Genomic DNA, 24,792 nt, shown 5'->3' with positions numbered 1-24,792 from the left:
TTTGCGCGCCCCGTCACCTGCTTGCCGCGATGTCACCATGTCCGCTCTCGTGCCCGCCTTTATGCCCGCGTCTATGCCAAGCGTCAGCGAAGTGACTCTGAGCGGCCTGCTGCCGCATCTGGTCCGGGACGAGTCCGGCTGGACCGCGACGTGGCGCGCCTTGACGCTGCACAGCGTGTTCCAGCCGGTGCTGTCGGTCACGCATCAGTGCGTGGTGGGTTATGAGGGCTTGCTGCGCGCGTTCGATCCGGTCGGCCTGCCGGTCTCGCCTGAAGTGCTGTTCTCCGGCACCCGCTCCGCCGCCGACGCGCGCGAACTCGACCGCATCGCGCGCTGTCTGCATGTGGCGAATTTCATGGAGCAAGGCATCAGCACCGGCTGGCTGTTTCTGAATACGCGTCCGCAGGTATTTGAAACAGGCTGGCCGCAACGCACGTTTATCGACGAACTGTCGGCGCATTTCGGCCTGCCGCAGGAACGCATCGTGATCGAGGTGCTGGAGCAACCCGCCGACGACGAATCCGCCGTCGCCAGCATGCTCGCCGCGTCGCAACCGCGCGACTTCCTGATCGCGATCGACGATTTCGGCACAGGCTTTTCGAACTTCGACCGCGTGTGGCGCTTCCGTCCCGACATCGTCAAACTCGACCGTTCGCTGGTGGCGCGCGCGGGCAAGCGCGAGGGCGACGATTCGATGATCAGCCATCTGATCGCGATGTTGCATCAGTCCGGCACACTCGTGCTGGCCGAAGGCGTCGAGACCGACGAGGAGTTGATGATTCTGATGCAGGCCGACGTCGACTTCGTGCAGGGTTTCTGGCTCGGTCAACCGAAGGGCTCAGTGCAGGCGGCCTGCGCCAAAGTGCCGGCGCTGATCGAGTCGATGTGGACCAAGTTCGCCGCGTACGAACGCGAGCATGCGGGTCACCAGCGGCTCGGTTTCGAGGGCTTCGCGGAAAGCGTGCTGGCCGCCGTCGACGCCTTCAAGACCACCGGCGATCTGCGTCAGGCGGCGCAAAAGATCTGGCATCTGAGCGAAGCGCGCCGGGTGTTCATCACCGACGGCCAGGGCGAGCAGACCCAGCCTTCGGTCACGGCCGCCTCGGTGCCGCCGCCCCCGCTGCGGCTCGCGCCGCTCTATACCGACACGCGCGGCAACTGGTCGCGGCGCGCCTATTTCAAGCATGCGCTCGCCGCACCGGGACGCGTTGCGATGATGGGGCCGCATTATTCGCTGGCGGACGGTCAGGATTGCTATACCGCGGCGATCGCGTTCGAGCGCAGCGGCGAGACGCATGTGCTGTGCGTGGACTTCGTGCCGATCGCAACCGCAGTGGACGGGCGTCACGGTGGGCGCGGCGGCAAGCGTTAATCGCGTCGATCAGCCCACGCCGGTCAATCCTCCACGCGCCCGCGGCCGGATTTGATCTCGCTGCGTTTAGCCTTGCCATCCAGCCGACGCCGATTCGACGCGCGTGTGGGCCGGGTCGCGACCCGAGGCTTGCGCGTCACGCTGACGCTCTCGATCAACTCGTCGAGCCGCGCCAACGCCGCCGCGCGATTCATCTCCTGAGTGCGGTGTTCCTGCGCCTTGATGATCACCACGCCGTCGCGCGTCAAGCGATGATCGGACAGCGCAAGCAGCCGCATCTTCAACACCTCCGGCAACGACGAAGCCTGCACGTCGAAACGCAGATGAATGGCGCTCGACACCTTGTTGACGTTCTGCCCGCCCGCGCCTTGCGCGCGCACGGCGGTCAACTCGATTTCGTTCGGCGGGATCGGATAGCGGGAAGTCATGAGGCGGGTCTGGGCAAAGAGACGTCAGTGTACACAGCGAGGCACGCGGCGCGCAGCCCGTCACGGGCTACGGACTATCGGACACGAGTGCCGATGCGAAAAACTATTTGCTTCAACGCACTCAGTTCGCGGATACTGCGCTTTCCGCTTACAGCGTAAATTCATATGAAACTCCGTCCGGGTTTTGTGCTGGAACTGGTCGTCAATTTTCTGCTGCCGTGGCTCGTGTACCGCTATTCGCATCCGCAGTTGGGCGAGACTGGCGCGCTGATCGCCTCCGCAGTGCCACCGATCCTCTGGAGCCTGATCGAACTGGTGCGCTTCCGGCGCGTCGACGCGCTGAGCGTGATCGTCGTGGGCGGCATCGTGCTGTCGATCGGCGCGATGGCGCTGGGCGGCAGTCCGCGCATGCTGCTATTGCGCGAGTCGCTGGTATCCGGCGCGATCGGCGTGGCGTTTCTGCTGTCTTTGCCGATGCGCCGTCCGCTGATTTTTTACCTCGCGCGCGCCAGTGTCGCGCGTGAAATGGAAGGCGGCGCCGCGCGCTTCGAAGCGCTGATGCAGGAACGGCCAGGCCTCTCCGGCGCGCTGCGCCTGATGACGCTGGTATGGGGCGTCGGCCTGACCGGCGAAACGGCGCTCAGGTCGTGGATGGCGCTGACGTGGCCGATCGAGCGCTTCCTGGTGATCTCGCCCTTCATCGGCTACGGCATTTACGGCGCGCTGACGGTCTGGACCATGTGGTACCGCAAGAGCCTGCGCAAGCGCAGCGAAGCCCGCGTGCCGGCGGACAGCGTGGCAAGCTGATCAACGCCACGCCTCCGCGATCCGCGCCGCGAGCCCCGAATCGCGCTGTGTGGGCGTCGCGATCGCTTGCGCCAGCACGGCTCGCGAGCCGATCACTTCGACCCGCTCACGCGCCCGGGTAATCGCCGTGTACACCAGCTCGCGCGACAACACGCGACTCAATACCGCCGGCAGCATCAATACCGCGTGCTCGAACTCCGAGCCTTGCGACTTGTGGACCGTGAGCGCGAACGCCGTATCGTGCGGCGGAAGCGCGGCCGGCGACACCGCTCGCAAACCGCCGTCGCCGGTACGGAAATAGACTCGCAACGCGCCGCCTGCTCCCGGCAATGCGATACCGATGTCGCCGTTGAACAGGCCCAGCGCGTAGTCGTTGCGCGTCACCATCACCGGACGCCCCGCGAACCACTGCGCGCCCACCGCCAGCGTGACCCCAGCCGAACGCCGCACCTGAGCGGCCATGAGCGTATTCACCTGATCGACGCCACGGGGTCCGGAACGGGTAGCGCACAAGATGCGGAAACGGTTCAGCGCGTCGAACAGCGGCAGCGGATCCGGTGTGTCGGCGGCCAGTGCTTCGGCCAGTGCGTCGGCATACGGTGCAAAGCCGGCGGCGAGTCGCGCGACGGTGCGTTCGGCAAGTGTCGGCTGGGTGTCTTCATGCAGCGCGGCGGCGCATGCATCGACCGGATCGGTGACGAGCACGTCGAGCGCCGCGCCGGCCGAGCCGTTGCGGATCGCCACCGACAGACGGCCGATCGGCGAATCGAGACCGAAGCGGTAGTTGCGCTCGAGCCAGACGACGCAATCGGCGAGCGGATTGTCTGCATTGGGCGACGACGACGCGTCGTCGAACAGGTCGCCTGCCCGCGGATCTTCGAACGCGTCGGGCTCGCCTGTCGGCGAAAAGAGGTCGTGAGGCGGGTGATCGAAATCGTCCGGCGCAGCGCCGTCTGTCTGTGCGAAAAGCGCATCCGGGTCTTCGCCGACACCGCGCGAGACTTTGGGCAACGCCTGCGCAAGCCGTGTCTTCCCGATACCCAACGCGTCGGCGATCCGCTGCAAGCCGGGTTGCGTGAACGTCGGCCGCGCGCTGAGTTCGGCAAACACCGCGCCGGCTTCGACGGCGGCGAGTTGATCCTTGTCGCCCAGCATCACGAGCCGCGTCTGCGGCGCGACCGCGTCGAGCAGATGCGCGGCCATCGCGACGTCGATCATCGACGCCTCGTCGATCACGACGACGTCGTACGGCAACGGATTGTCGCGATGGTGCCGGAAGCGTCCGCCCGGCCCGGAGCCGAGCAGACGATGCAACGTGTACGACGTCTGCGGCAAACGTTCGGCCAGTTCGGGCGGCAAGTCGCCGGCGCGCGCGAGCAAGGCTTCCTGCATACGTTGCGCGGCCTTGCCGGTAGGCGCCGCGAGGGCAATGCGCAGATCGACGCGCGCGTCGAGCAGACAGGCCAGCACGCCGACCACGGTGGTGGTCTTGCCGGTGCCGGGGCCGCCGCTGACGATGGTCAGGCGCCCCGACAACGCCATGACGGCCGCGACGCGTTGCCAGTCGACTTCGTCGTCTTTGGGCGGGCCGAAGTAGCGCAGCAGGCGCTGGTGAAGCGCGGCGGCGTTGGCCTGCGCCGTGGAAGCAAGGTCGGCGCCGCCGCCTGTAGCGGCGCTCCCACGAGAGGTCGCCGCCGCTTTAGCCTCGCCCTCCGCGATGAGCGCTTGCGCCGAATGCCCCTCGCCGATCGTGATCCGCGTCTGTGAGGAAAGCCCGTCACCGGCAGCATGCCCCGCCTCCGCATGCGCCACCAGCGAGCGCGCCAGGCGCCGCTCGTAATCGTAGTAACGCGCGAGGTACAAACGCCCTTGCCCATCGATCACCAGCGGCCGCAACGCCGCCGAGGTCTGCGACCCGTCGCTGGCCATGCCGCTCGCGAACAACGCCGCGCGCACCTCGGTGCTCGACGCATCGAAGCGCCGCGCCAGCACCGCAAGCGGCACGCACACGTGCCCTTCATCGGTTGCGCGGCTGGCGGCGAACGCGCCCCGTGCCGCCCATTTCACCGCGTCGGTCGACGCCCCGCCGCGCCGCGCCAACATTCCGATGCGGCGTGCAAAACCCTCGGCAAGCGCCATGCTGAAATCGGCCGGCGCGGGCAAGCTCACGCCGATGTCGTCGATTTCCGGCAACGCAGAAGCGCCATGATCGAACGTGCTCATACGCCACCTCCGATCATGGCCGCGTCGAGCAACGCCACCAGTTCGAACGCGGGCCGGCGCACATGCACGCCGGCTGCCGCGTCGGCATCCCGCCAATCCGGGCGCACCCCGCGCACGAACAGATACAGGTAACCGCCGATATGCGTGTCGTACGCGTAATCGCGCACCCGCGTCTTCAGATAGCGATGCAAGGCGACCGTATAAAGCAACGCCTGCAGGTGATACGCGTGGCTCGCCATCGCCGCTTCGAGCGGCGCCGACGCATAGTCGGCGACGGTGTCGCCCAGATGGTTGGACTTCCAGTCGACGACCCAGAAGCGTCCGTCGTGCTCGACGATCATGTCGATAAATCCTTTGACGAAACCCCGCAGCACGCCAGGTTCGAGTGCCACGTCCGGATAGCCGTGTTCGATCAGCAGTTCGCGCAACGCCGGGAAATCGAGCGACGGCGCGGCGAACAGAAACTCGAGTTCGTTCAGCCGCCGTTGCGGATTCAAGCCGGCGAGCGTCATGCCCGGCACGAGTTCGGTGTTGACGATGTCGGTCAGCAGGTTATGCATCATTGCCGGCAGACGCGCGGCGAGTTCCGGCACGGCCGGCGCCGGACGTTCGCGCAACGCGCCACGAATCGCATCCGGCCAGGTGGTCGGATCGCTAAAGTCAGCGAGTTCGAACATGCGATGCAGACACTCGCCCGCCGCCGCGCCACGCGGAAACGCGAGAATGTCGTCGTCCGCGCAAGACGGCGTTTGCGGCGCAGGCGCGAGCATGGGCGGCGGTGCGAGCGCATCCGCGGTTTCGTCGTGATCGGGACGCACGTCTTCCGTTGGCGCAGGCATGTCCTCGGCCTTGCTGCCGGCCGCGATCAGTCCGCTGAAACTCGCCATGCGCCACTGATCGCGCAACGGCCGGCGACTGGCGCGCGCCTGCAGCCGCACGCCGCTGTCCTGCAGGCTCTCCAGCGGCACGCGGCGCTCCACCCTAGGCAAGGGTTGCAGCGTCACCGGGCCGCCCGCCAGCGCCTGCCAGTTCGCGGCCAATACGGCTTCGTCGGGCGGCTCGGCGAGCCAGTCGTCGAAACTGTGCGCGCCGCCGCCGGCCAGCCAGTTCAGCACGCTGCGGCGCGACTCTTTGGTGGAGCGCGACGACAGATACGTGCCGGCGACCAGATAGCAGCGGTACACCGCGCGCGTCAGCGCCACATACACGAGCCGCGCGCGTTCGGCCGCCTGCTCGCGCGACGCATGGCGCGACGCGCGTTCGGCCTCTGCGTCGTCGCAACCGTAGTGCAGCACCGCGGCGCCGTCCTCGTCGTGATACTCGCGTGCGTCGGGCAAACCGGACGACGGCGGCTCGCGCAACGCGCCGTCGTTCAGGAACGGACAGAACACCACCGCGTATTCGAGCCCTTTCGACTTGTGCACGGTCACGATCTGAACGAGGTTACGGTCCGATTCGAGCCGCAACTGGGCGTCTTCGCCACCGCCCTGCGTGCGTTGCGCGGCGAGCCAGCGCAAGGTGGGCGCGATCCCGGGCTGGGTCGCGGCACGCGCCTGCACGAGTTCAGCCAGATGATTGACGTTCGTCAGACGGCGCTCGCCGTCCACGCCCGCCACCAGCCGCTGTGCGACGCGCAATTCGCGCATCAGCGTGCGCCACATCACCGCGAAACCGCGCTCATGCCACAACGTGCGATAGCGCGAAAAACGTTCTACCCAGCCCATTGCGTCCGCCGCGTGCGCGGGATCGTCGGCGGCTGTGGGGGTGTCGGCGACCTGCTCGAGACGCCACAGCGACGTGGCGTCGAGACCAAGCCAGTCGGTCGCCAGCGCGGCGCGTAGACGGCGCAGATCGCCGGGTGTATCGACGGCGGCCAGCACGCGTTCGATCTGCTCCGCGTCGAGCGTGGCGAACACCGAGGCCTGCGCCAGTTCGACACTGCCGACGCCCCACGCCGCCAGCACACGTTTGATCAGGCTGCCCTGCCGGTGCGTTTGCACCAGCACCGCGATATGACCCGGCGCGAGCGGCTCGTCGCCGATCGTCACCGCGCCGTCGCGCGCGCCGCGCAACAGACGCACGATCTCGGCGGCGCACGCTTCGCTCGCTTCGCTTTGCGCTTCGCGCTTGGTCAGCGCGGCTTCGCCTTGCGGCAAGGTCCAGATACGGAAATCGCCGCCGCTCGCGTCGGGATCGACAAAAGGCGCCCGGCGCCGTTCGCCCGCCCGCACCGGCTGATAATCGAGGCCGTCCAGCACGAACGCGCGCGGGTTGGCTTCGAAGAAACGGTTGCACGCTTCGACGATCGGCGCGGTCGAGCGCTGGTTGACCGCCAGCGTGTAACACGCGGACGCCGCCGCGCGCGCCGCCAGATACGTATGCAGATCCGCCGCGCGAAAACTGTAAATGGCCTGCTTCGGATCGCCGACCAGAAACAACGGACCAGCCGGCGCGAAGATGCGGCTGAAGATCGCGAATTGCAGCGGATCGGTATCCTGGAACTCGTCGATCAGCGCTGCCGGATAACGCGCGCGCAATGCGTCGGCCAGCCACGGATTCGCTTCAAGCGCGCGGTACAGGTTGGACAGCAGATCGTCGAACGACACCACCCGGCGGGTGCGCTTGCGCGCCACCAGTTCGGCCGGCGCGTAGTCGAGCCACGTCTCGACCAGCGCGAGCCAGCGCGCGCGTTGTGCGGCTTCGGCCGCGATCACCGCTGCCGCGAGCGCTTCCGCGTGCTCGAAGAACACGTGCCCGGGCGGTTCGAACTTGACCTTGGTCGCCTTCTTCAACGCCGACACGGTGAGCTTCAACGCGGCTCGCGGCGGCGGCGCATGGCAGTCGCCTTGCGCGAAGTAATCGGTCCAGGCGGCGATCGCGGCGCTCACATGGTCAGGCTTGTGCGTGGTCTTGCTCAACCGGTCTTGCGCGTCCGCAAGCAGGCGGACGATCCCGTCGCGCTCCGCCTGCCAGACTTCGCGAGCGGCGTCGAAGCCGGCTTGCGGATCGGCGCTGCCGCCGCTCGAGTCCACCGTGCCCCAGCGCAATTGCGCCAACGGCTTTTTGAGGCGCCGCGCCAGTTGCTCGTCGAGCGATGCGGGACCCGCGCGTTTGGCCACCAGCCACGCGGCGAAGGCGGGATGCGCGTGCGCAATCGGTTCGACCTGTTCGCGCCAGAAATCGGCGGCCATTTCGAAACGCAACGCGGCGTCGTCGGCTTCCATTTCGAACGCGAACGGCATGGCGGCGGCGAACGGCGCCTCCTGCAACGCGCGCTGACAGAATGCGTGAATGGTGTGAATCGCTGCCTGATCGAAGGTGCGCAGCGCGCGTCGCACCACCTTCAACGCAGCCTCGCGATCGATGCCGCCGTCAGGCGCCAGCGTCGTTTCAAAGAGACGCTGGATAAACGGATCGCCGCCGTCGTCGTCCAATTCGATCGCCCGATGCAGCTCCGCGAGACGACCGCGAATTCGCTCGTGCAGTTCGGCGGTCGCCGCCTTCGTGAACGTGACGACGAGAATCTGATCCGCGTTCAGATTCTTTTCGAGCAGCAGGCGCACGTATAACGCGCAGATGTTCCACGTCTTGCCGGTGCCCGCCGACGCCTCGATCTGGTTCACGCCGTCGAGCGAACAGCCGAACACGTCGAGCTCTTCGGCGACCAGCGCATAACCGTGCACGGCGCCGCTCATGACGCGCTCCGCAGATGCTGGACCAGCGGTTTGAAGACGATCGAGGCGAGACTGCCGAATGGTTCGTCGAGCGTGAGCGGCGTGCCGCGCAGCGCGATGCGCAAGGCGGCGTCGTCGGATTCGCCGCGCACGCGGTCGTTGATCCAGACGCCTTGGGCGGCGGAGTCGCTCTCGCTGACCTGGGTCCACGCGCTTTTCGGGAAGAAGCGCAGCGGCAGCCTGCGCCCTGCCCTGAACAACGCGGCGAGCGGCGCCAGTTGGTCGAGCGGCGCGGCAACCGGCGTGAGTTCGAAGCTCTCGCCGCTGCCATGCCAGACGGTGCGGCGCGGGCCATCCGGCCGCGCGGCGCAATAGACCAGATGCGCGAGCCACGCGGACAGATAGTCGCGGGCGGTGGGCTTGGCGTAGCGAAAAATGACCTGTCCCGTATCGGTTAGCAGATTCAAGGTGCCGTGCAGTTGCAGCGGCGTTTGGGCCGCTGCGCGCAGCGCTGCGTCATGCGCGCCGAATAGCGCGCCGGCCATGTCCTCGCTATCGGGCCAGCGTGACGGAATGTCGAGCACGAACGGCAACCGCTCGACGCCCGAGGCGACCTCACGACGCACGCTGTCCGCAAGCTGGCGCAGCGCGCCGAGTTCGCGCGCGCGCCATACCGCGCCGGTCGCGCCGCCCGGCAATTCGGGGCTGGCGGCGGCCACGCGGCGCACGCGTTCGAACATGACGTCGTCTTCGATATCGACGTCGAGCAGCACCGGCAGCAGACGCTCCGCCAACGCGTCGCGCCCCGCATAGTCCAGGTCGAACGGCTCGGTGTCGAGCAACTCGCCTTGTGCGTCCGACAACACGATGCCCAGGCGGTCACGCAACAGCGCCCGCGCCGGATGGCGCCAGAAGCGCACGAATTCGTCGAAGGCTACCGGCTCCGACGCGTCTTCCGGCGGCAACGGTTGATCGAAGAATGGCCCGGCCGCCGGATGCTGCGGCGCGGCCAGCAAGCTTGCCAGCTCCGCACGATCGGCGTCGTAACTGAACAGCGCGTTTTGCGGCACGAAATAGTCCGACGCGAACGCCTGCAACGGGTGGTCGACGATAAACGCGTGACGCGCTTTCTCGACTTCCGCCGGACTTGCGTCGTCGCCCGCCGACACCTGCGCGAGATGGTCGAGCAATTCGTCAACCAGCGCGGCGGGCGGCAACGGCGCGTTGTCGCGAATGCTGCGGCCCGTGTACGCGATGAACAGCTGATCGCGCGCGGCCAGCAGCAGATCGAGGAACAGGTTACGTTCGTCGTCGCGGCGCTGGCGATCGCCCGCCTTGCCGAACGCCGCCATCAGGTCGAACTCGTCGGCGCGGGCGAGACTCGGCAGCACGCCGTCGTCCATGCCGAGCAGGCAGACGATCCGGTACGGCAAACCGCGCAAGCTGGTCAGCGACGAAAACGTCACGCTGCCCCAAGGCACGCCACCGCGCGCGGGGTCGTCGAGCGCTTCGGTGAGCGCGCCGCGCACTACCGCGGCGGGCAGCGGGACGTGTTGCGCGCCGGCTTGCATGGCGTCGCCCATCTTGTCGATCGCGTCGCGCACGGCCGCCAGCGAATCGGCGAACTCGACGCCGCCATCGAAACTCCGTGCAAGGGTTTCGAGCAGCAGTTGCGTCCATTCGACGGGCGTTCGTTCGATCGCGCATTGCGCCGCGAACGACTCGACGTCGTCGACGAAACTCGACAGGCGGCCTAGCAGTTCGGCACTCGAGCCGCCGGCGCCTTCCACCGGAAGCCACGCGTCGACAGGTTCGCCGCCCTCGGGCATTGCGTAGCCGAGGTAGAGACGCGTTAGCGCGTCGGCGAACGTATGACGGGCGATCGGCACGTGTTCGCCGCTCGGCGGAACCGGGGCGAGCCCACGACGTGCGCCGGCTGCCGCCAGCCATTCCTGCGCGGCTTCGAGGGACGTGGCGTCGATCTCGTAACGCGCGGCGATAGCGTCGACGCGCAGCCATTCGATCAGATCCGGCGCGCCGACGCTACGCTCGGGCAAGGCCAGCCAGTCGAGCAGCAAACGCGCGACCGGATTGGCCTGCGAGGGCGGCAAACCGGTGATCCGGTACGGAATGCGGCGCGCGTCGCCCGCGGGCGTGGTGCCGAACACCGCATCGATCAACGGGCCGGCGGCCGCGAGGTCGGAAACCGCCACCAGCACGTCGGACGGCTGCAGATCGTCGAACTCGTCGAACCAGCCGAGCAGACGGTCGTGCAGCACCTCCAGTTGCCGCGACAGGCTATGACAAACGTGCACCTCGATGCCGCGCTCAAGGGGCAACTCGTCGGCATCCGTTTCCGGGCGCAGATCGAGGATGCCGTTTTGCACGGCGGCGAGCCAGCTCGGTTCGGGGTTTTCGGTGAAGTCGCCGGTCTCGCCCGATGCGGCGCTTTCGGTCAGTTCATGCAGCATGTGCAGCTGTGCCTGAGTCTGACGCCCCCATTCGGCGAGCAGCGGATGGCCGACTTGCTGATAGTCGAGTTGCCCGGCCGCGTCGAGCGCTTCGACGCGGCCCGCGCTGACCACGTCGAACCAGAATTCGCGGCACGGGTTCATCACGTATAAACGCACGTCCACCCACCGCGAGAGCGCCCGCAACAACGCGACGTGCAGCGGCGGCATGGTGGGCAGCGCGAACACGCTTACCGCTTCCGGCCACTGCGCGTTCGAAATGGCTTCGAGATCGAGCGTGCCGATGTCTTCCAGAAAGCGGTACGCGGGCGGCAAGGCGGCGGCGGACGTATGCGCGTTGCCAGCCAGGCCGGCCAGTTCGCTTAGCACCGCGCGCCACAGCGCGGCCTGCCAGCGCTCGTCCTCGCGTGCCGCGTCGCTCGCACCGGCAAGACGCGGACCGGTGTCGTCCAACGCGCCGCTGGCGAAGATCGAACCGCCCTTCTGCCACTGCAACAGCCATTCGGGGCGATAGGTCAGATAGTGGTCGAGTACCGTGGCTACGCGGCGGGCCAGTTCGTAGCGCATCGACGCATCTGCCGCGTCGAGATAGGTGCGCAACCGCGGCGACGCGTTCCATGGCAGCGCTCGATCCGCATCCCCCAGCAGCCGGTAGCAACGCCACACGAGGCGGTCCGGCGCGAACGGCGAATGCTTCGGCACGTCGATCACGCCGCCGATCTGCGCCCACAACCACTGCGCGAGATAACCAAAATTGACATTCGCGCAGATGCCCTGGCGTGCGGCGATATCGAGTTCGAGCCGGCGCCTGACCGCCGCGCTCGGAACGATCACCGGCTGCGCGGTCCAGGGGTCGGACGGCGCTTGTGCCAGGTCGTCGAGCAGCGCGCCGACAAGGGTTTCATAGCGGTTCGAATAGAAGAGCTGGAGCATGGATCCTGGGGAAAACGTGCGGCGCGAGCGACGCGCGAGAAGCGCGCCGGCCATTGAAGCGACAGCATAACAAACGCGCTCCCAGGGCAGAACCTGGCCGAACGGACGAGGTCGAAAGCCAGACAAAATCAGTTAGACTCGACGGCAGTTTGAGTCTGTCCCTCAACCGCGTTTTCTCAGTGAGTGGAATCCAGGCAGTCGATGCGCTATTCGGTTGAAATAAAAAAATTCCTCTACAGCCAGTACTTTTATGGCGGCTTGCGCATCGCGGTCGGCGTGTCGTTACCGGCGGTACTCTGTCTGATCGTGTTCCACGACCGCGACCTCGGCTTCACGATCGCGACCGGCGCGCTCGGCGCGTGCGTGGTCGACATGCCGGGGCCGCTGAAGTACAAGCACAACGAGATGCTGGCCTGCACGGTGATCGGTTTCCTGTCGGCGCTAGCCACCGGACTGGCCACCGTGAATCCGGTGGCGCTGTGGTGTACGGTCGTGCCGCTCACGTTCGTGCTGTCGCTGATCGTGGTGTACGGCAACCGCTGGCCGCAGATCAGCTTCGCCACGTTGTTCATGATGATCATGACGCTGGAGGAGCATTTCACGCCGCTGCAGGCGCTCGTCAATGCGTCGTGGATTCTGGTGGGCGGCCTCTGGTACACCTACTGGTCGACCTTCGTGAGCCGCTGGATGATGCATCGCATCGAACAGCAGGCGCTGGCCGAGAGCGTGTTTGCGTGTGCCGACTATCTGCTCGCGCGCGCCGCGTTCTACGACCTCGACAACGATCTCGACGAGTGTTATCGCAATCTGGTCGATAAACAGATTGCCGCGGTGGACCGTCAGGAGGCCGCACGCGACATCGTGCTGCGCAACCTGCCCAAGTTGAAGAGCGGCAAGCTCGAACCGCGCCGCGCGATGCTATTCAATCTGTTCATCAATACCGTCGACCTGCACGAACTGTTTGTCGGTGCGCACACCGATTACCCGATGGTGCGCAATACGTTCGGCGGTTCCGATCTGCTGGTGTTCTACCGCGATCTGATTCGCAAAGCGGCCGCCGATCTCGAGGAGATCGGGCTCGCGGTGCTGCAAAACCATCCGCCGCGCCAGCGCTCGAACGTCAAGGCGGAATTGCGCGCAATCGAGTTCGAGATCGAGTTGATGCGCAAGCACGATCTGCCGCGCAAGAATCCCGAGGCGTATTCGGCGGTGTCGGCTAATTTCCGGCGCATCTGGAGCGCCACGCGGCTGATCGACAAGATGCGCAAAAGTCTGTCGAGCGATCCCAGCACCGGCGAAACCGAATTGCGCCTCGACCAGGCGCTCAGCCGATTCGTATCGAGCCGGCGTGTGCCGTTCGGGCAGATCTTCTCGAACCTGACCATGGCCTCGCCGAGTTTCCGGCACGCATTGCGCGTGACGATCGCCGTGGCCGTCGGGTTCTGGCTTGGTCGTTTGCTGCCGCTCACCAACGCGTACTGGATCGTGATGACCACCGTCATCATTCTGAAGCCCGGCTATTCGCTGACCAAGCAGCGCAACGGACAGCGGATCGTCGGCACGCTGATCGGCTGCGCGGTAAGTATCGCGCTAATGATCTTCGTGAAGGATCCGCACATTCTGCTGGTTGTGATGTTTGCGTCGATGGTGATGAGCTACAGCCTGCTGCTGTTCAATTACACGGCTAGCGTGGTGTTCACGTCGTCGTATGTGCTGCTGATGTTCCATCTGCTTGCGCCGGGCAGCATGCGTATTATCGGAGAACGCGCGATCGACACGGTGGTCGGCTGCGCGATCGCGATTGCGGCGAGCCATCTGTTCCCGTACTGGGAATACCGTTTGATGGGCAAGCTCGTCAACACCATGATCGGTGCGACGCGGCAGTATCTGGAGGCGAGCTGGTGGTGGAGCGGCAAGCCGGCCGCGGCAGTGGTGGCGACGGTGACCGAGGCCGGCGCGCGTGCGCCGGCAGCGGCGATGGCGGATCCGGCGATCGAGTCGGGTCAGCCGGTGGCGGCGGCCAAGGCGGCGGCGACCGCGCTCGACCGCGACTATCGCTATCGGCTGGCGCGCAAGAACGTCCACGTGGCGTTTGCCAATCTCGGGCAGGCGTTCCAACGCATGATGCTCGAACCGAAGTCCGCGCAGAAGTTCGTGCCGGAATTGAATGGTCTGCTGGTGCGCAGCCATGTGCTTGCGTCGCAGATCACGGCGGCAGCGCCGTTGCTGCGCACGTCCGCGCAGCAGCATGTGGACGGTGTGTCGCTCCAACCGTTGCAGCGCGCGTTGAGCGTGGTCCGCGACAATTTGACCGAGGCAGAAGTCGGCACCGTGCCGCCCGCCGATCAGAGCGAGCAGATCAAACTGCTGAACCGCGAACTGGATGCGATGGTGGTGGACACCGAGAAGTCGGCGGATGTTTCGGCCGACGCGGTGCATGACATGAAGCTGCTTGCACATCAGTGCAAGCAGATGCTGGCGGCAGCGGTGCTGATTCGCAAGGACGCGAGCGTGATCCGGTTGCCGGAAGAGTGAGTGCGGTTTGCAGCGGGTTCGCCGCGGCCTGCTGCGCTTAGCGGCGGATTACTGTGCTGCGCCGCTCGCTGGCTTCGCGGCGGTGGCGGCGGCTGCCGCATCCGACGAGATCGTCGGCGCGGGCGCATTCTCACTGTCGAACTCGCGCTTCTCCGTGATGGCGTTGTAGAACAGCGTGGCAATCACCAGCAACACCGCGACCACGATGAAGATCGCAATGCCGATGGTCGGGTTCTTCTTGCGCGGAGGTTTGTTCATAAGGCGGACTCGGTTCGCGAAACAGTCGCGGTTGGTGTCGGGGAAGGCGGCATTCTACGCTGAGTGAGCTTGCGTGAGGCTTGCAGTGGGTGGGGCGGCGAGGTCGCGGCGTTGGACCTCCACCGTTACCGCATGGCGTTCGCCGCGCGTCCGTGTCGAGAACATCGCCCCTGGTGGTGGTCACCCGCTCGGGTCGGGTTCGGTAGCCGCTTCGCCCAGCCACCCAACCTCCATGAAGGGGCTATCGTTCACTTGCCAACACGCTCTTGCAGGTGCGCCGGATAACGATCGCCCTGCACGGTAATTTTCGCGAACGCAGTCTCGATCGTGTTTAGATTGCCGGGCGTTAGCTCGATGCCCGCCGCGCCTACGTTCTCTTCCAGCCGGTGCAGTTTCGTCGTGCCGGGGATTGGCGTGATCCAGGGCTTTTGCGCGAGCAGCCATGCCAGCGCGACCTGCGCCGGCGTGGCGTCCAGACTGGCCCCGATCTGCTTCAGCACGTCCACCAAAGCCTGATTGGCCTTCCGGTTCTCTTCGGAAAAGCGCGGGACAATGTTACGGAAGTCCGATTTATCGAAGCTCGTGCTCTCGCTGATCGCACCGGTCAGGAAACCCTTGCCGAGCGGACTGAACGGCACGAAACCAATGCCAAGTTCTTCGAGCAGAGGCAAGATTTCCTTTTCCGGCTCCCGCCACCAAAGGGAATATTCGCTTTGGAGCGCCGCGACGGGCTGCACGGCATGGGCGCGGCGGATCGACTGCGCGCCTGCTTCCGACAGGCCGAAATGTTTGACCTTTCCCTGCTGGATCAGGTCTTTGACCGTGCCCGCGACGTCGTCCATCGGCACGCTTGCGTCCACACGATGCTGATAGAAGAGATCGATGCGATCGGTCCGCAGGCGCTTCAAGGCTGCGTCCGCCACTTCGCGAATGCGCTCCGGACGACTGTCCTGCCCCTTGCCGGCGTCGCCATCCTGAAAACCAAACTTCGTCGCAATGACGACCTGATCACGGAACGGCTCCAAGGCCTCGCCCAGCAACGCTTCATTTGCGCCCTGGGCATAGGCTTCCGCCGTATCGAAGAAGGTCACGCCACGCTCGAACGCGGCGCGAATTAGTTTGATCGCGTCGGACCTGTCAGCGGCAGGACCATAGCCATAGCTCAGGCCCATACAACCAAGACCGAGGGCAGATACTTCAAGCCCGCTTTTTCCAAGAGTACGTGTCTTCATCATTTAAACCTCTCAATTATTCAGATGGCGGCGCCAATGGGGTATTGCTCGTCCGTCACCTTCTCCATCCAGGCGACAGGGCTGTCGTTCTGCGATTCGGCAATGGCGATATGCGTCATTGCCGTGGTCGCCGTCGCGCCGTGCCGGTGTTTCTCGCCGGGCGCGATCCACACGGTGTCACCGGGCCGGATCGTTTCGACCGGTGAAGTATTCGGCCGGTCCCGTCACGGACGGCTGTGATCCGCATGTCCTGATCTGCATAAGCGTTCCCTTCGCGATATGTCCTGACCTTCAATGTAGCAGCGCGGCTTCTTGCGATTAAGAGCTAAAATCCGCATGAAGTTATAAGACAGGCTTATCAATGGCGCGCTCCGATCTCTCCGATATCACCGCATTCCTGGCTGTCGCGCGAGAGGGCAGCTTCACGAAAGCCGCCGCGAAGCTCGGCGTTTCGCAGTCGGCCCTCAGTCAGACTGTGCGCAATCTGGAGGCGCGGCTCGGGCTACGGCTTCTCACCAGGACCACACGCAATATCTCGCCGACGCAAGCGGGCGAACGGCTGATCCAGTCGGTCGGCCCTCGTCTGGACGAGATCGAAGCCGAACTGAGCGCGCTCAGCGCTTTGCGCGACACGCCGGCTGGCGTCGTGCGCATCGCCGCCGGAGAGCATGCGGCGGAATTGCTGTTGTGGCCGGTCATCGAGCGGCTGCTGCCCGACTACCCCGACATCACGATCGAAATCGTTATCGACAATGGACTGACGGACATCGTCGAACAGCGGCTCGATGCAGGTGTGCGGCTTGGCGAGCAGGTCGCCAAGGATATGGTCGCCATTCGCATCGGTCCGGACGTGCGGATAGCGGTGGTCGGCACGCCGGCATATTTCGCGAGGCACCCGAAGCCGACGACGCCGCAGGATCTGACGGCGCACAACTGCATCAACATCCGGCTGCCGACGGCCGGCGGGATATATGCCTGGGAATTCAGGAAAGGTGGACGTGAACTGAACGTGCGTGTCGAAGGGCAACTCGTGTTCAACACGGCAACGATGGCCGTAAAAGCCGCGCTTGCGGGCGTCGGGCTTGCCTTCGTGCCGGAGCAGCGCGTGTTATCGCAGCTTCAACGCGGAGAGCTTGTGCGGGTGCTGTCTGACTGGTGCCCGTCGTTTTCGGGTTTCCATCTTTACTATCCGAGCCGCCGGCAACCCACTCCCGCTTTCGTCGTCGTTGCGAATGCGCTTCGTGAAGGCGCTGGCGCGCAGGAATCCCGCAAACGGAAAAAGTAGCGGCCGGGCGCGGAATGCGTGGCCGCGCGCTTCAGAAGGCGGCGCTGCCTGCGCGATGTCTTGCCGTTGTCGTGGGCTTACGACGGCTTACGACGGCTTATGGCGGGCCACGACCTGAAGCACTTGCCGCATGAGCCCAGCGCCCTACCTTGCCGCCGACCCCGTCCCCGCCACATCGTTGTTCCTCTGCTGGCGCGCGCGTTTCGCAAGATACATGGCGGCGTCCGCTTGCCCAAGTGCCTGATCCACGGAAAGGAAGCGCACCGCTACAACGCCGGCGCTCACCCCGGAGTACGTCAATCGTGTATCACGCAGTGAATAGGCGCCGGCAGTAACTTCCGCGGCGCGCGCTGCGAGCGCGGCTGCGGCACGGTTGGCTTCGTTCTCGTCGACAGGCCCCGGCCCGACGAAAGCGAACTCGTCGCCGCCGACTCGGGCGAGCATATCGGTGTCCCGCGTCATGCCGGCGAGGCGCCCTGCGCACTGATGCAACAACTGATCGCCCGACAGATGACCGAACTGGTCGTTGACCTGTTTGAAGCCATCCAGATCGAACACGCCGACGAGAACGTAGGAACCATCGCGCGCGGCACGTGCCAGCAACCGGCCGAGTTCATCGCGCAACGCTCTGCGGTTCGGTAGTTCGGTCAGCGAATCGGTGAGCGAAAACCTGGTCAGGTACTCGTTTGAACGTCGTAGTTCCTCGACCAGCCGTTCCCGTTCGATATGTTGCGCAATCAGTTTCGAAAACAGATTGAGCGCGCTGCGCGCCCGGGGCCCGAGCGCCTTGCTGTTCTTGCCGGCGGCGCACAGCGTGCCGATGACTTCGCCGTTGCTGTCGCAAACCGGCGCGCTCGCATACGTCTGTATGCCAAGAGCGGCTGCCGCCTGCGAATCCGGCCAAACCTCGCTGACATTGGAAACGACTCGCCGCCCCTGTTCAAGGCAGCGCTTGCACAGTGTGTCCGACCAAGGGACGGTCAGTCCTTCCGGAATGAGGAGTTCACCCGTATTGCGGGCAATCGCGATCGACTGAACCGCATTTTCCTCGTCGATCGACGTGAGGTACGTCGACTCCAGTCCCGTGACGACCTCGAGCATTTCCAGTAGAGGCCGGGTCAGCGCCTCCAGACTGTTCGCCGTTGCCACTGTTGCGGACAGGCTTTCCAGCATTTCCTCCATGGGTCCTTCCTCGCGAACGGTTCTTGACGGGAAAGAATGTTGCCAGAGCGACGCGCTCGACACCAGGGAAAAGCGGGCGATACCGGTCGGCATCCGCGGATGCCTATATCCCAAGGCTGGAGCGGTTTCCCCCTTCTCTCCAATAGATCCAACTTTCGACTTGCATCCTGATCGAATACTGTATAAATTTACAGGTGTATGCCCATACAGGATCAGGCCATGACCTACCTTATACGCATCTTGAACGACGGTGATCGCGAAACGCTTGCCTGGTTGTGCAAGCATGTCGGGGACGTCCGGGTGGCTGCTGCTGCACGAGATCTGGGCGGCAACGGCAAGCCGTATCTGTCCGCCGTATGCCGCTATCTCGGCGTGCGTCCACCGCCGCCGCGGCAGCGTAGTCAACCCGTTGGAGATTGCACGGTCGGGGACAGTCATCTCGCCCAGATCCGCCAGTTGCTGGCACAGCGAAACCAGGCGCCGTTGAAGCAGCGCCTTTGAAGCTGCCAGTTGACCCGAGACCAAGGAAGATACCTGCATGATCAATGCCACTGACCTCGATACGGATGCCGGTCAAATCGGCTCTGCCGCACTCGAACGCGCGCTTCGAAGCGCCTCGCTAGACCTTCAGCAGATCATGGCAACGACCGCCGGTCGTCATCTCGACAGCGGTCGGCGCCGCTACGCGAGTGGCGCGCAATCGCCGACCTGGCGCACGCTGCAAACAATCGACGAACTCGTGTTCGAAAATCGCGGTTTCGTGGCGAGGCACGACGAGACAGTCCGTTCAATTTTTTTACGATTCGGCGACAGTCGTTTGTCGGGAGCGGAGCTCGATGAGCCGGTCGACTGGCGGCTCGATGATGACGACCTGCCCACTGTTTATCTGATCGTGCGAGCCATGGTGCAGGCCGGGATGGCGGATGCGGTGGCTGTCGACTAATAGTCGATTACGGCAGCCTCTGTCTGGCATCTGGCGTGGCGCGGCGCGGCGCGGCGCGGCGCGGCGCGGCGCGGCGCGGGCAAAGTATTCCTTATCAAAAAAGACTCACGCCGTATCTCCCAGAGGCAACGCTGTCAAATATTCGATCTGGCTAACGGCATGCGCGTCAACCCGGACCAGCGCTCGGCTGGCGGGTTTGTCTGGGCTGGCGCGGTTTTCTCGGAAGACCCACATTTTTTGTCTTGGTGCAGGCCAGCATTTAGGACAGTGGTTTCTGCTCGTCTTGCCCTTCCTCGCGGCCCCGGCGGGCTGCGCATTTCTTATTACCGAACGTCATCGAAATAGACGCCGAATTAGCGTCAATTCCGTGACAAGATCGTCGCCTTTAAATTCTCAATCAAAAAACAAAACAAAAAATCACCAAATCAAACAAAACTCCACATTCATTACATTTTTGTAAAAAAATAGAAGAGCATAAAATCTGAAATTTACCTACTCCATTGATTTATCTGACATTTCGTCAAATCAACGACCCGTCTTAAATGATCAACTCTATTTTTCTTTCATTTTAATTACAATAAATTTAACATTCACAATTCTTTCCTACCCCCGCACTTTCTGCCATCACCTCATCTCAAAATACCCCCTTGCTTACGACACCCCCTCTCAGTACACTTCTTCTGGCATTGAGATCCCGATTTTTCAAGTTAAATCATCAGTTTAAAATTGGATCTTGCTTTGGCAAAAATTCATGCTTTCGCTCAATGAACAAGAAATTCTGCTCATCTCAGGTGGGAATGGTGGGAATAACAGCACCAAAGACGATCACGGCATGTGGCCCGGTGGTGGCAATGGCTCGTTTAGTAACTTAATGAGCAGCTTCGCCCACGGCGCCGTCAGTTCAATCGACAATATGGGGCGCGATGGCTGTGGGTGGCACCTTAGGTTCAGCGGCTGGTCCTGAAGGCGCGGCACTCGGGACCGCGGCCGGTGCTGTATATGGTGCCGGAATGACAGTTTTATCCCGCAGGTATTGATATTTCTTTATTCTAAATCTCTGGGTCGAGCGAAATCATGAAAAATCCCCAAAGACTGTGGCACACGATTGGACAGGATTTCTCGGCAGTGTCTGTCTATGCATATGCGGAATATTGATCTCGCTCGGCTATTTAGGCGAAAACCCGTCGATCTTGGGCCGCTCCGGAGGAGTGATGATTGCTGCTCCGTCTCTGTGGGTCGCGACAATTTACCGTAGAAAGCTGAAAGACTGGCGACCATCGCATGAAGGTCAGCGCGATAGCCGGTGCTGATCGGCATAACGATCTTCCCTCTACCCATTCTGCTTCAGTTTATTATCTAATTTACCTGTCAATTTCATCTTAAACAAATGGCACACCACGCAATTGCAAACTCCCGCGAGCGATCCAGTTTTCCATCTATTGACAAGTAACGCAAAATAATCCGACCAATGGACTGACGAATGACAGGCAATAGGAATTTTATAAAAATCAAAATCCAAAAATCCTTTCGACGTCTATCTTCATATCGTGCTCAGATCCGCGCTTACTAACCCAAATTTTTCAAGTCATAGAGAACTCCCGCAAAACATGTCCATAAAAATCCATCGACTTCTTTCCGGTTTAGTCGTGACTGCTCTATGCAGTCAAGCACAAGCCGGGGCGTTTCAACCTAACATTACAGTGCTTTCCGATGACATCGCGTATAGCGTCAACGCGGACGGAACATACACAAAAGACGAGACGGAGAGCTTCCGTATCAACACCGATCAGGGCGTTAAGCAAAGTAGCCAGATCGCCACAAAATATAGTACGTCGTTACAAGAGCTTGCGATCGTGGAAGCTTATACGACTACCAGGGATGGCAAACGAATCGACGTCACCCCGGAAAACATTCGGGAACAGCAGAGTCAGGAGAGTTCGGACGCGCCGATGTTCGACGACGGCAGAGTCAAAACAGTGATATTTCCAAGCGTGGAGATTGGATCCACGCTCACTCTCCGCGAGCGTGCCACCCAGCGCAAAGCGATTTTCCCCGGTGAATTTTCACTCTTCGAATATTTTGACGATCAGCAAGAAATCCACGCCGCGACAGTCACGGTACGCGCCCCGGCTTGTCTGAAGCTTCATATGGACGCCATTGGTTTGAGCGGCGGCCAGCTCGCTTCAAGCGAACCCGATACGCAACGATGGAAGTGGTCACTCGAAAATGCACCGGCGCATGCGCCAGAACTGGGCTCGGTCGGTGTCATTGACCATAGCCCACACTTGGTCGTCACCACATTCCCGAACTTTGCGGCCGTCGGAACAGCTTATAGGCAGCGCGCGGAGCCGAAGGCCGCAGTAACGCCCGCGGTTCGAGCAGTGGCCGACCAGATTACAAAGAACATCACCGATCCGAAAGCACAGGCGGAAGCTCTTTATAACTGGGTCAGTACGCATATTCGCTACGTTGCAATCTACCTGGACTTTGGCGGCGTCGTTCCGCACGACGCCGATGCGATTCTCAAAGCAGAGTACGGTGATTGCAAAGATCATGTGACTATCCTGCAAGCACTCCTTGCCGCGAAAGGAATCCGAAGCAGCCCGGTGCTGGTGAATGCGGGACCCATCTACTGGTTACCGCGCGTCGCGGCACCGCTCGCCGTATTTGATCACGCTATTACCTATCTGCCGGATTTCAAGCTGTTTCTCGACTCAACCGCGAGTGTGGCGCCGTTTGGCACCTTACCGATCAGTGAATTGGGCAAGTCGGCGCTGGTCGCTGACGACGAAAGCGGCAATGCGAAAATCGTCAGCCTACCACTCAGCGACGCCGATAACGCGAGAGAAAAAATCACGATCCATGTGTCGCTGAATAGTGATGGCGATGCAAAGGGGACGAGTGAGATTAGCAGTACAGGCGCATTTGACTGGCTATCCCGCGCGCTGTTCGCGTCGTTTCAACCCGGAGTCGAGCCGGAAGTCGCGAGTCGATTTCTGGCTATGACGGGTCAGAACGGCACAGGGAACTATGTTCACGGCGATCCGCACGACCTAGCCCAACCGTTCCTCTACACGACGGAATTCCAGTTACCCGGCTATGCGCAATTCCCGGGTCCAGGCGCAATACGGGTGCCGCAGGGATTGAACAGCTTCAGCAACATTGCGTCGACGTTTGAAGCGTTCGGGCCAGAAAAGCGCGACTTTGCGATTCCGTTTCCGAGCCGCCATATTGTCGAAACCACGATCATTACGCTACCGGACGGCGTGACGATATCCGGTTTGCCCAAGCCGGTAAATGTTGTGTCGCGCTTCGGCAGCTATTCGTCGAGCTACGCGGCCAACGGACGTATTGTCACCGTCACCCGAGATCTCACAATCTCAATCGACGGCCCTCTAGTGCAACCTGATCAATACCCCGAGGTGAGAAAGATGGCACTAACGGTAGCGCGCGATCTTCGTTCGCAGTTGCTGTATTGACGACGGATATGCCGGCAGCGCCGACGATCCACGCGACACCGCACGCACGCCTGAACCGCTTCGTGTGCGCTATGTTGCCGATCTGATCAAGGCGATGCCGGACAGATCGGCTTTACGCCACGTACCTCACCGGCAATGCCGTCGAATACTTGATCGGATCGAACCCTACGAAAAGTCCTTTGGGATCAATTGCGTCGCCACAACATTCGTTTGCACGGCACCTTGATGCATCGCCGTTCAGGCCTAGGATGCCACCACCCGTCCGGCAAACTTCGGCCACTTAGAGTCAATCACGCGCAACGGCCAAGCGGCCCCTCTTCGACCGGCAAGAGATACTTGGCTTGCCCCTGACGCAGAGCTACCGATTCATAAGGAGCGGCCCGCCTGATCGCTCTTCAACGGTGCGATAAACCATGTTGTGGCCGCCACGTTTCCTCACTCATTGCCTGGACGCCTGATTCAACAAGGGACAAAAAAACTTGAGTGAAACGAACGTTTCATGTAACGTTCGTTTCATGAACAGAAAGGAAACCCTTCGCGACAAGGCTCTGGCGTATCTCCTTGAACATGGCTTAGCCGATCTCTCGCTGCGGCCGCTGGCCGAACAGATCGGGACCAGCGCACGGCTACTGATCTTTCACTTTGGATCCAAGGACGGCTTGATAACCGAGGTGATGGATGAAGTGCGGTTGCGTGCGCAGCAGTCGTTCTCTGCCTTGATGCGTGATGCTGGCGGGAAGGGCGGATTGAAGTTGTTCTGGCATTGGTCAACGCATGCAAACAATAGCCCTTATGTGCGCCTGCTATATGAAGTGCAGGTGTTGGCCATGCAAAACCCAACTGTCTACGCGCCTTATATGGATGAGACGAGTTCAACCTGGTTGGACTTTGTCGAAAGCACGCTACCACCGTCGCCAAAGCGACGCGTTACGGCCACGCTCTGCGTCGCCGTGATTGATGGCTTGATGCTGGAATACCTGAGCACGGGGGACCTAACCCGCACCACTGCGGCGCTTGAGGTCTTTGCATCGTTGTTAGGCCATACCGATGGCAAATAGAAACCCGAGCTATCTGCCCTTAACGATGAAAAGCGAGTGACTGCATGAAGAATCTTGCGAGCGTTGATCTGGAATCCGATAAGCAGGCAAGCACTCCACGCGCTCTGCTGGCTTCATACAAGCACACGCTTCATTTCATCGCTATCTGCGTGATCCTGACCGTGGTCAGTGCACTCAACGCTACGCATACATCGGCAGATGCTGCCACTACGCCGAATCAGTTGCACATTTTTTATGTGTTTATGATCGGCATGGAATGGTTATGGGTCCGCTTTGTCTACAAAGGTATGCGTAAGTACCGGCGTTCTATCCTCGAGTTTTTCGAGTTCCGTCAGTTGACGCTCAGGGAATTCGGAAAAGACGTCGTCTATGCCGCTCTAGCTTTCGCCATCGACTATGTGTCTAACCTGGGCATTGTCGGCCTGCTACAACACGGTGAGCAGCCGAGCAATCCGCTACTGCCGACATTGCCAGTTGGCGCACTTGCCGTGGCTTTATGGATATGCCTCTCGTTTAGCGCCGGCGTGTGCGAAGAAGTTGTGTTTCGTGGGTATCTGCAACGTCAACTTACCAGCATCACGGGTAGAGTATGGATCGCCATCCTGGCCCAAGCGATTTTGTTCGGAATCGGGCACGGATATCAGGGTCCTATAGCGGTTCTCAGCATCGTACGTTACGGTCTCGTGATGGGAATAATCGCTGCGTTGCGTGGCAATATTCGCGCAGGCATCCTGGAACATGTGACCTGGGATATCTTAGGCGGGTTCGGAATCGTTTAAGCAAATTCAAATGACGTTGTAACGCAACCTCGTGTTGTATCAACGGCCACTTTGGAAGAGTAACCTGCCATAGCGTCGAAAAGCAGTTGTGGGCCGAACTCGGCCCAGTTCGACCCGGAGCCGGTCGTCAATT

At 62.4% G+C, this 24,792-nt stretch carries 17 protein-coding genes; 9 read left to right on the top strand and 8 right to left on the bottom strand.

Annotated elements, in window-relative coordinates:
• The first annotated feature begins 73 nt into the window (after positions 1 to 73).
• Entirely contained in the window at positions 74 to 1,372 is a 1,299-nt protein-coding gene (locus tag B0G83_RS24055; protein ID WP_105509900.1) for an EAL domain-containing protein, read from the top strand.
• Positions 1,373 to 1,395: 23 nt separating this feature from the next.
• On the opposite strand, the gene arfB is transcribed toward B0G83_RS24055, so the two are convergent.
• Positions 1,396 to 1,800, bottom strand: coding sequence for an alternative ribosome rescue aminoacyl-tRNA hydrolase ArfB (gene arfB / locus B0G83_RS24050; RefSeq protein ID WP_105509899.1), 405 nt, complete (start codon positions 1,798 to 1,800; stop codon positions 1,396 to 1,398).
• Between the two features lie 165 nt (positions 1,801 to 1,965).
• Between arfB and B0G83_RS24045 the strand changes: the two genes are divergently transcribed.
• Complete coding sequence (locus B0G83_RS24045) at positions 1,966 to 2,607, top strand: VC0807 family protein (protein WP_105509898.1); 642 nt, start codon at positions 1,966 to 1,968, stop codon at positions 2,605 to 2,607.
• On the opposite strand, the gene B0G83_RS24040 is transcribed toward B0G83_RS24045, so the two are convergent.
• Genes B0G83_RS24040 through recC form a run of 3 tightly spaced genes read right to left on the bottom strand, consistent with a single transcriptional unit; the run spans position 2,608 to position 11,908 of the window.
• Positions 2,608 to 4,830 carry an AAA family ATPase gene (locus tag B0G83_RS24040; RefSeq protein ID WP_105509897.1) on the bottom strand — a complete coding sequence of 741 codons (2,223 nt, stop codon included), beginning with the start codon at positions 4,828 to 4,830 and terminating at the stop codon, positions 2,608 to 2,610.
• Positions 4,827 to 8,525: an exodeoxyribonuclease V subunit beta gene (gene recB, locus B0G83_RS24035; protein WP_105509896.1), complete on the bottom strand. Its 3,699-nt coding sequence runs from the start codon at positions 8,523 to 8,525 to the stop codon at positions 4,827 to 4,829. The genes B0G83_RS24040 and recB overlap by 4 nt, the downstream gene beginning before the upstream one ends.
• Positions 8,522 to 11,908 (bottom strand): exodeoxyribonuclease V subunit gamma, encoded by a 3,387-nt coding sequence (gene recC / locus B0G83_RS24030; RefSeq protein WP_105510003.1) that lies wholly within the window; start codon positions 11,906 to 11,908, stop codon positions 8,522 to 8,524. The genes recB and recC overlap by 4 nt, the downstream gene beginning before the upstream one ends.
• A 201-nt stretch (positions 11,909 to 12,109) precedes the next feature.
• Here recC and B0G83_RS24025 point away from each other — a divergent pair, with 201 nt between their 5' ends.
• Positions 12,110 to 14,443 carry an FUSC family membrane protein gene (locus tag B0G83_RS24025; protein WP_105509895.1) on the top strand — a complete coding sequence of 778 codons (2,334 nt, stop codon included), beginning with the start codon at positions 12,110 to 12,112 and terminating at the stop codon, positions 14,441 to 14,443.
• A gap of 48 nt (positions 14,444 to 14,491) precedes the next feature.
• Here B0G83_RS24025 and B0G83_RS24020 read toward each other — a convergent pair whose 3' ends face one another.
• The 3 genes from B0G83_RS24020 to B0G83_RS39480 form a co-directional block, all read right to left on the bottom strand.
• Positions 14,492 to 14,701 (bottom strand): hypothetical protein, encoded by a 210-nt coding sequence (locus tag B0G83_RS24020; RefSeq protein WP_105509894.1) that lies wholly within the window; start codon positions 14,699 to 14,701, stop codon positions 14,492 to 14,494.
• 248 nt (positions 14,702 to 14,949) lie between these two features.
• Positions 14,950 to 15,933 (bottom strand): aldo/keto reductase, encoded by a 984-nt coding sequence (locus B0G83_RS24015; RefSeq protein ID WP_105510002.1) that lies wholly within the window; start codon positions 15,931 to 15,933, stop codon positions 14,950 to 14,952.
• 20 nt (positions 15,934 to 15,953) lie between these two features.
• Positions 15,954 to 16,106 carry a hypothetical protein gene (locus tag B0G83_RS39480; protein WP_308701480.1) on the bottom strand — a complete coding sequence of 51 codons (153 nt, stop codon included), beginning with the start codon at positions 16,104 to 16,106 and terminating at the stop codon, positions 15,954 to 15,956.
• A 188-nt stretch (positions 16,107 to 16,294) separates the two neighbouring features.
• Between B0G83_RS39480 and B0G83_RS24005 the strand changes: the two genes are divergently transcribed.
• Positions 16,295 to 17,218, top strand: a complete 924-nt coding sequence (locus B0G83_RS24005; RefSeq protein WP_105509893.1) for a LysR family transcriptional regulator — start codon at positions 16,295 to 16,297, stop codon at positions 17,216 to 17,218.
• A gap of 144 nt (positions 17,219 to 17,362) precedes the next feature.
• On the opposite strand, the gene B0G83_RS24000 is transcribed toward B0G83_RS24005, so the two are convergent.
• Complete coding sequence (locus tag B0G83_RS24000; RefSeq protein ID WP_374954938.1) at positions 17,363 to 18,940, bottom strand: diguanylate cyclase domain-containing protein; 1,578 nt, start codon at positions 18,938 to 18,940, stop codon at positions 17,363 to 17,365.
• On the opposite strand from B0G83_RS24000, the gene B0G83_RS23990 reads away from it, so the two are divergent.
• From B0G83_RS23990 to B0G83_RS23975, 5 genes are all read left to right on the top strand, one after another.
• A complete protein-coding gene (locus B0G83_RS23990; RefSeq protein WP_105509891.1) occupies positions 18,939 to 19,343 on the top strand; it encodes a DUF2471 domain-containing protein in 405 nt (134 codons plus the stop codon). The two genes, B0G83_RS24000 and B0G83_RS23990, sit on opposite strands and share 2 nt — an antisense overlap.
• A 751-nt stretch (positions 19,344 to 20,094) precedes the next feature.
• Positions 20,095 to 20,307 (top strand): hypothetical protein, encoded by a 213-nt coding sequence (locus tag B0G83_RS38260; RefSeq protein WP_146120288.1) that lies wholly within the window; start codon positions 20,095 to 20,097, stop codon positions 20,305 to 20,307.
• Between the two features lie 643 nt (positions 20,308 to 20,950).
• Positions 20,951 to 22,822, top strand: a complete 1,872-nt coding sequence (locus tag B0G83_RS23985) for a DUF3857 and transglutaminase domain-containing protein (protein WP_105509890.1) — start codon at positions 20,951 to 20,953, stop codon at positions 22,820 to 22,822.
• 515 nt (positions 22,823 to 23,337) lie between these two features.
• Positions 23,338 to 23,880: a TetR/AcrR family transcriptional regulator gene (locus B0G83_RS23980; RefSeq protein WP_105509889.1), complete on the top strand. Its 543-nt coding sequence runs from the start codon at positions 23,338 to 23,340 to the stop codon at positions 23,878 to 23,880.
• A gap of 44 nt (positions 23,881 to 23,924) precedes the next feature.
• A complete protein-coding gene (locus tag B0G83_RS23975; RefSeq protein ID WP_105509888.1) occupies positions 23,925 to 24,659 on the top strand; it encodes a CPBP family intramembrane glutamic endopeptidase in 735 nt (244 codons plus the stop codon).
• The last annotated feature ends 133 nt before the right edge of the window (positions 24,660 to 24,792 follow it).

Source organism: Paraburkholderia sp. BL21I4N1, from assembly GCF_002973525.1.
Classification (GTDB): Bacteria; Pseudomonadota; Gammaproteobacteria; order Burkholderiales; family Burkholderiaceae; genus Paraburkholderia.
This window is presented reverse-complemented; position numbering and strand designations above follow the sequence as displayed.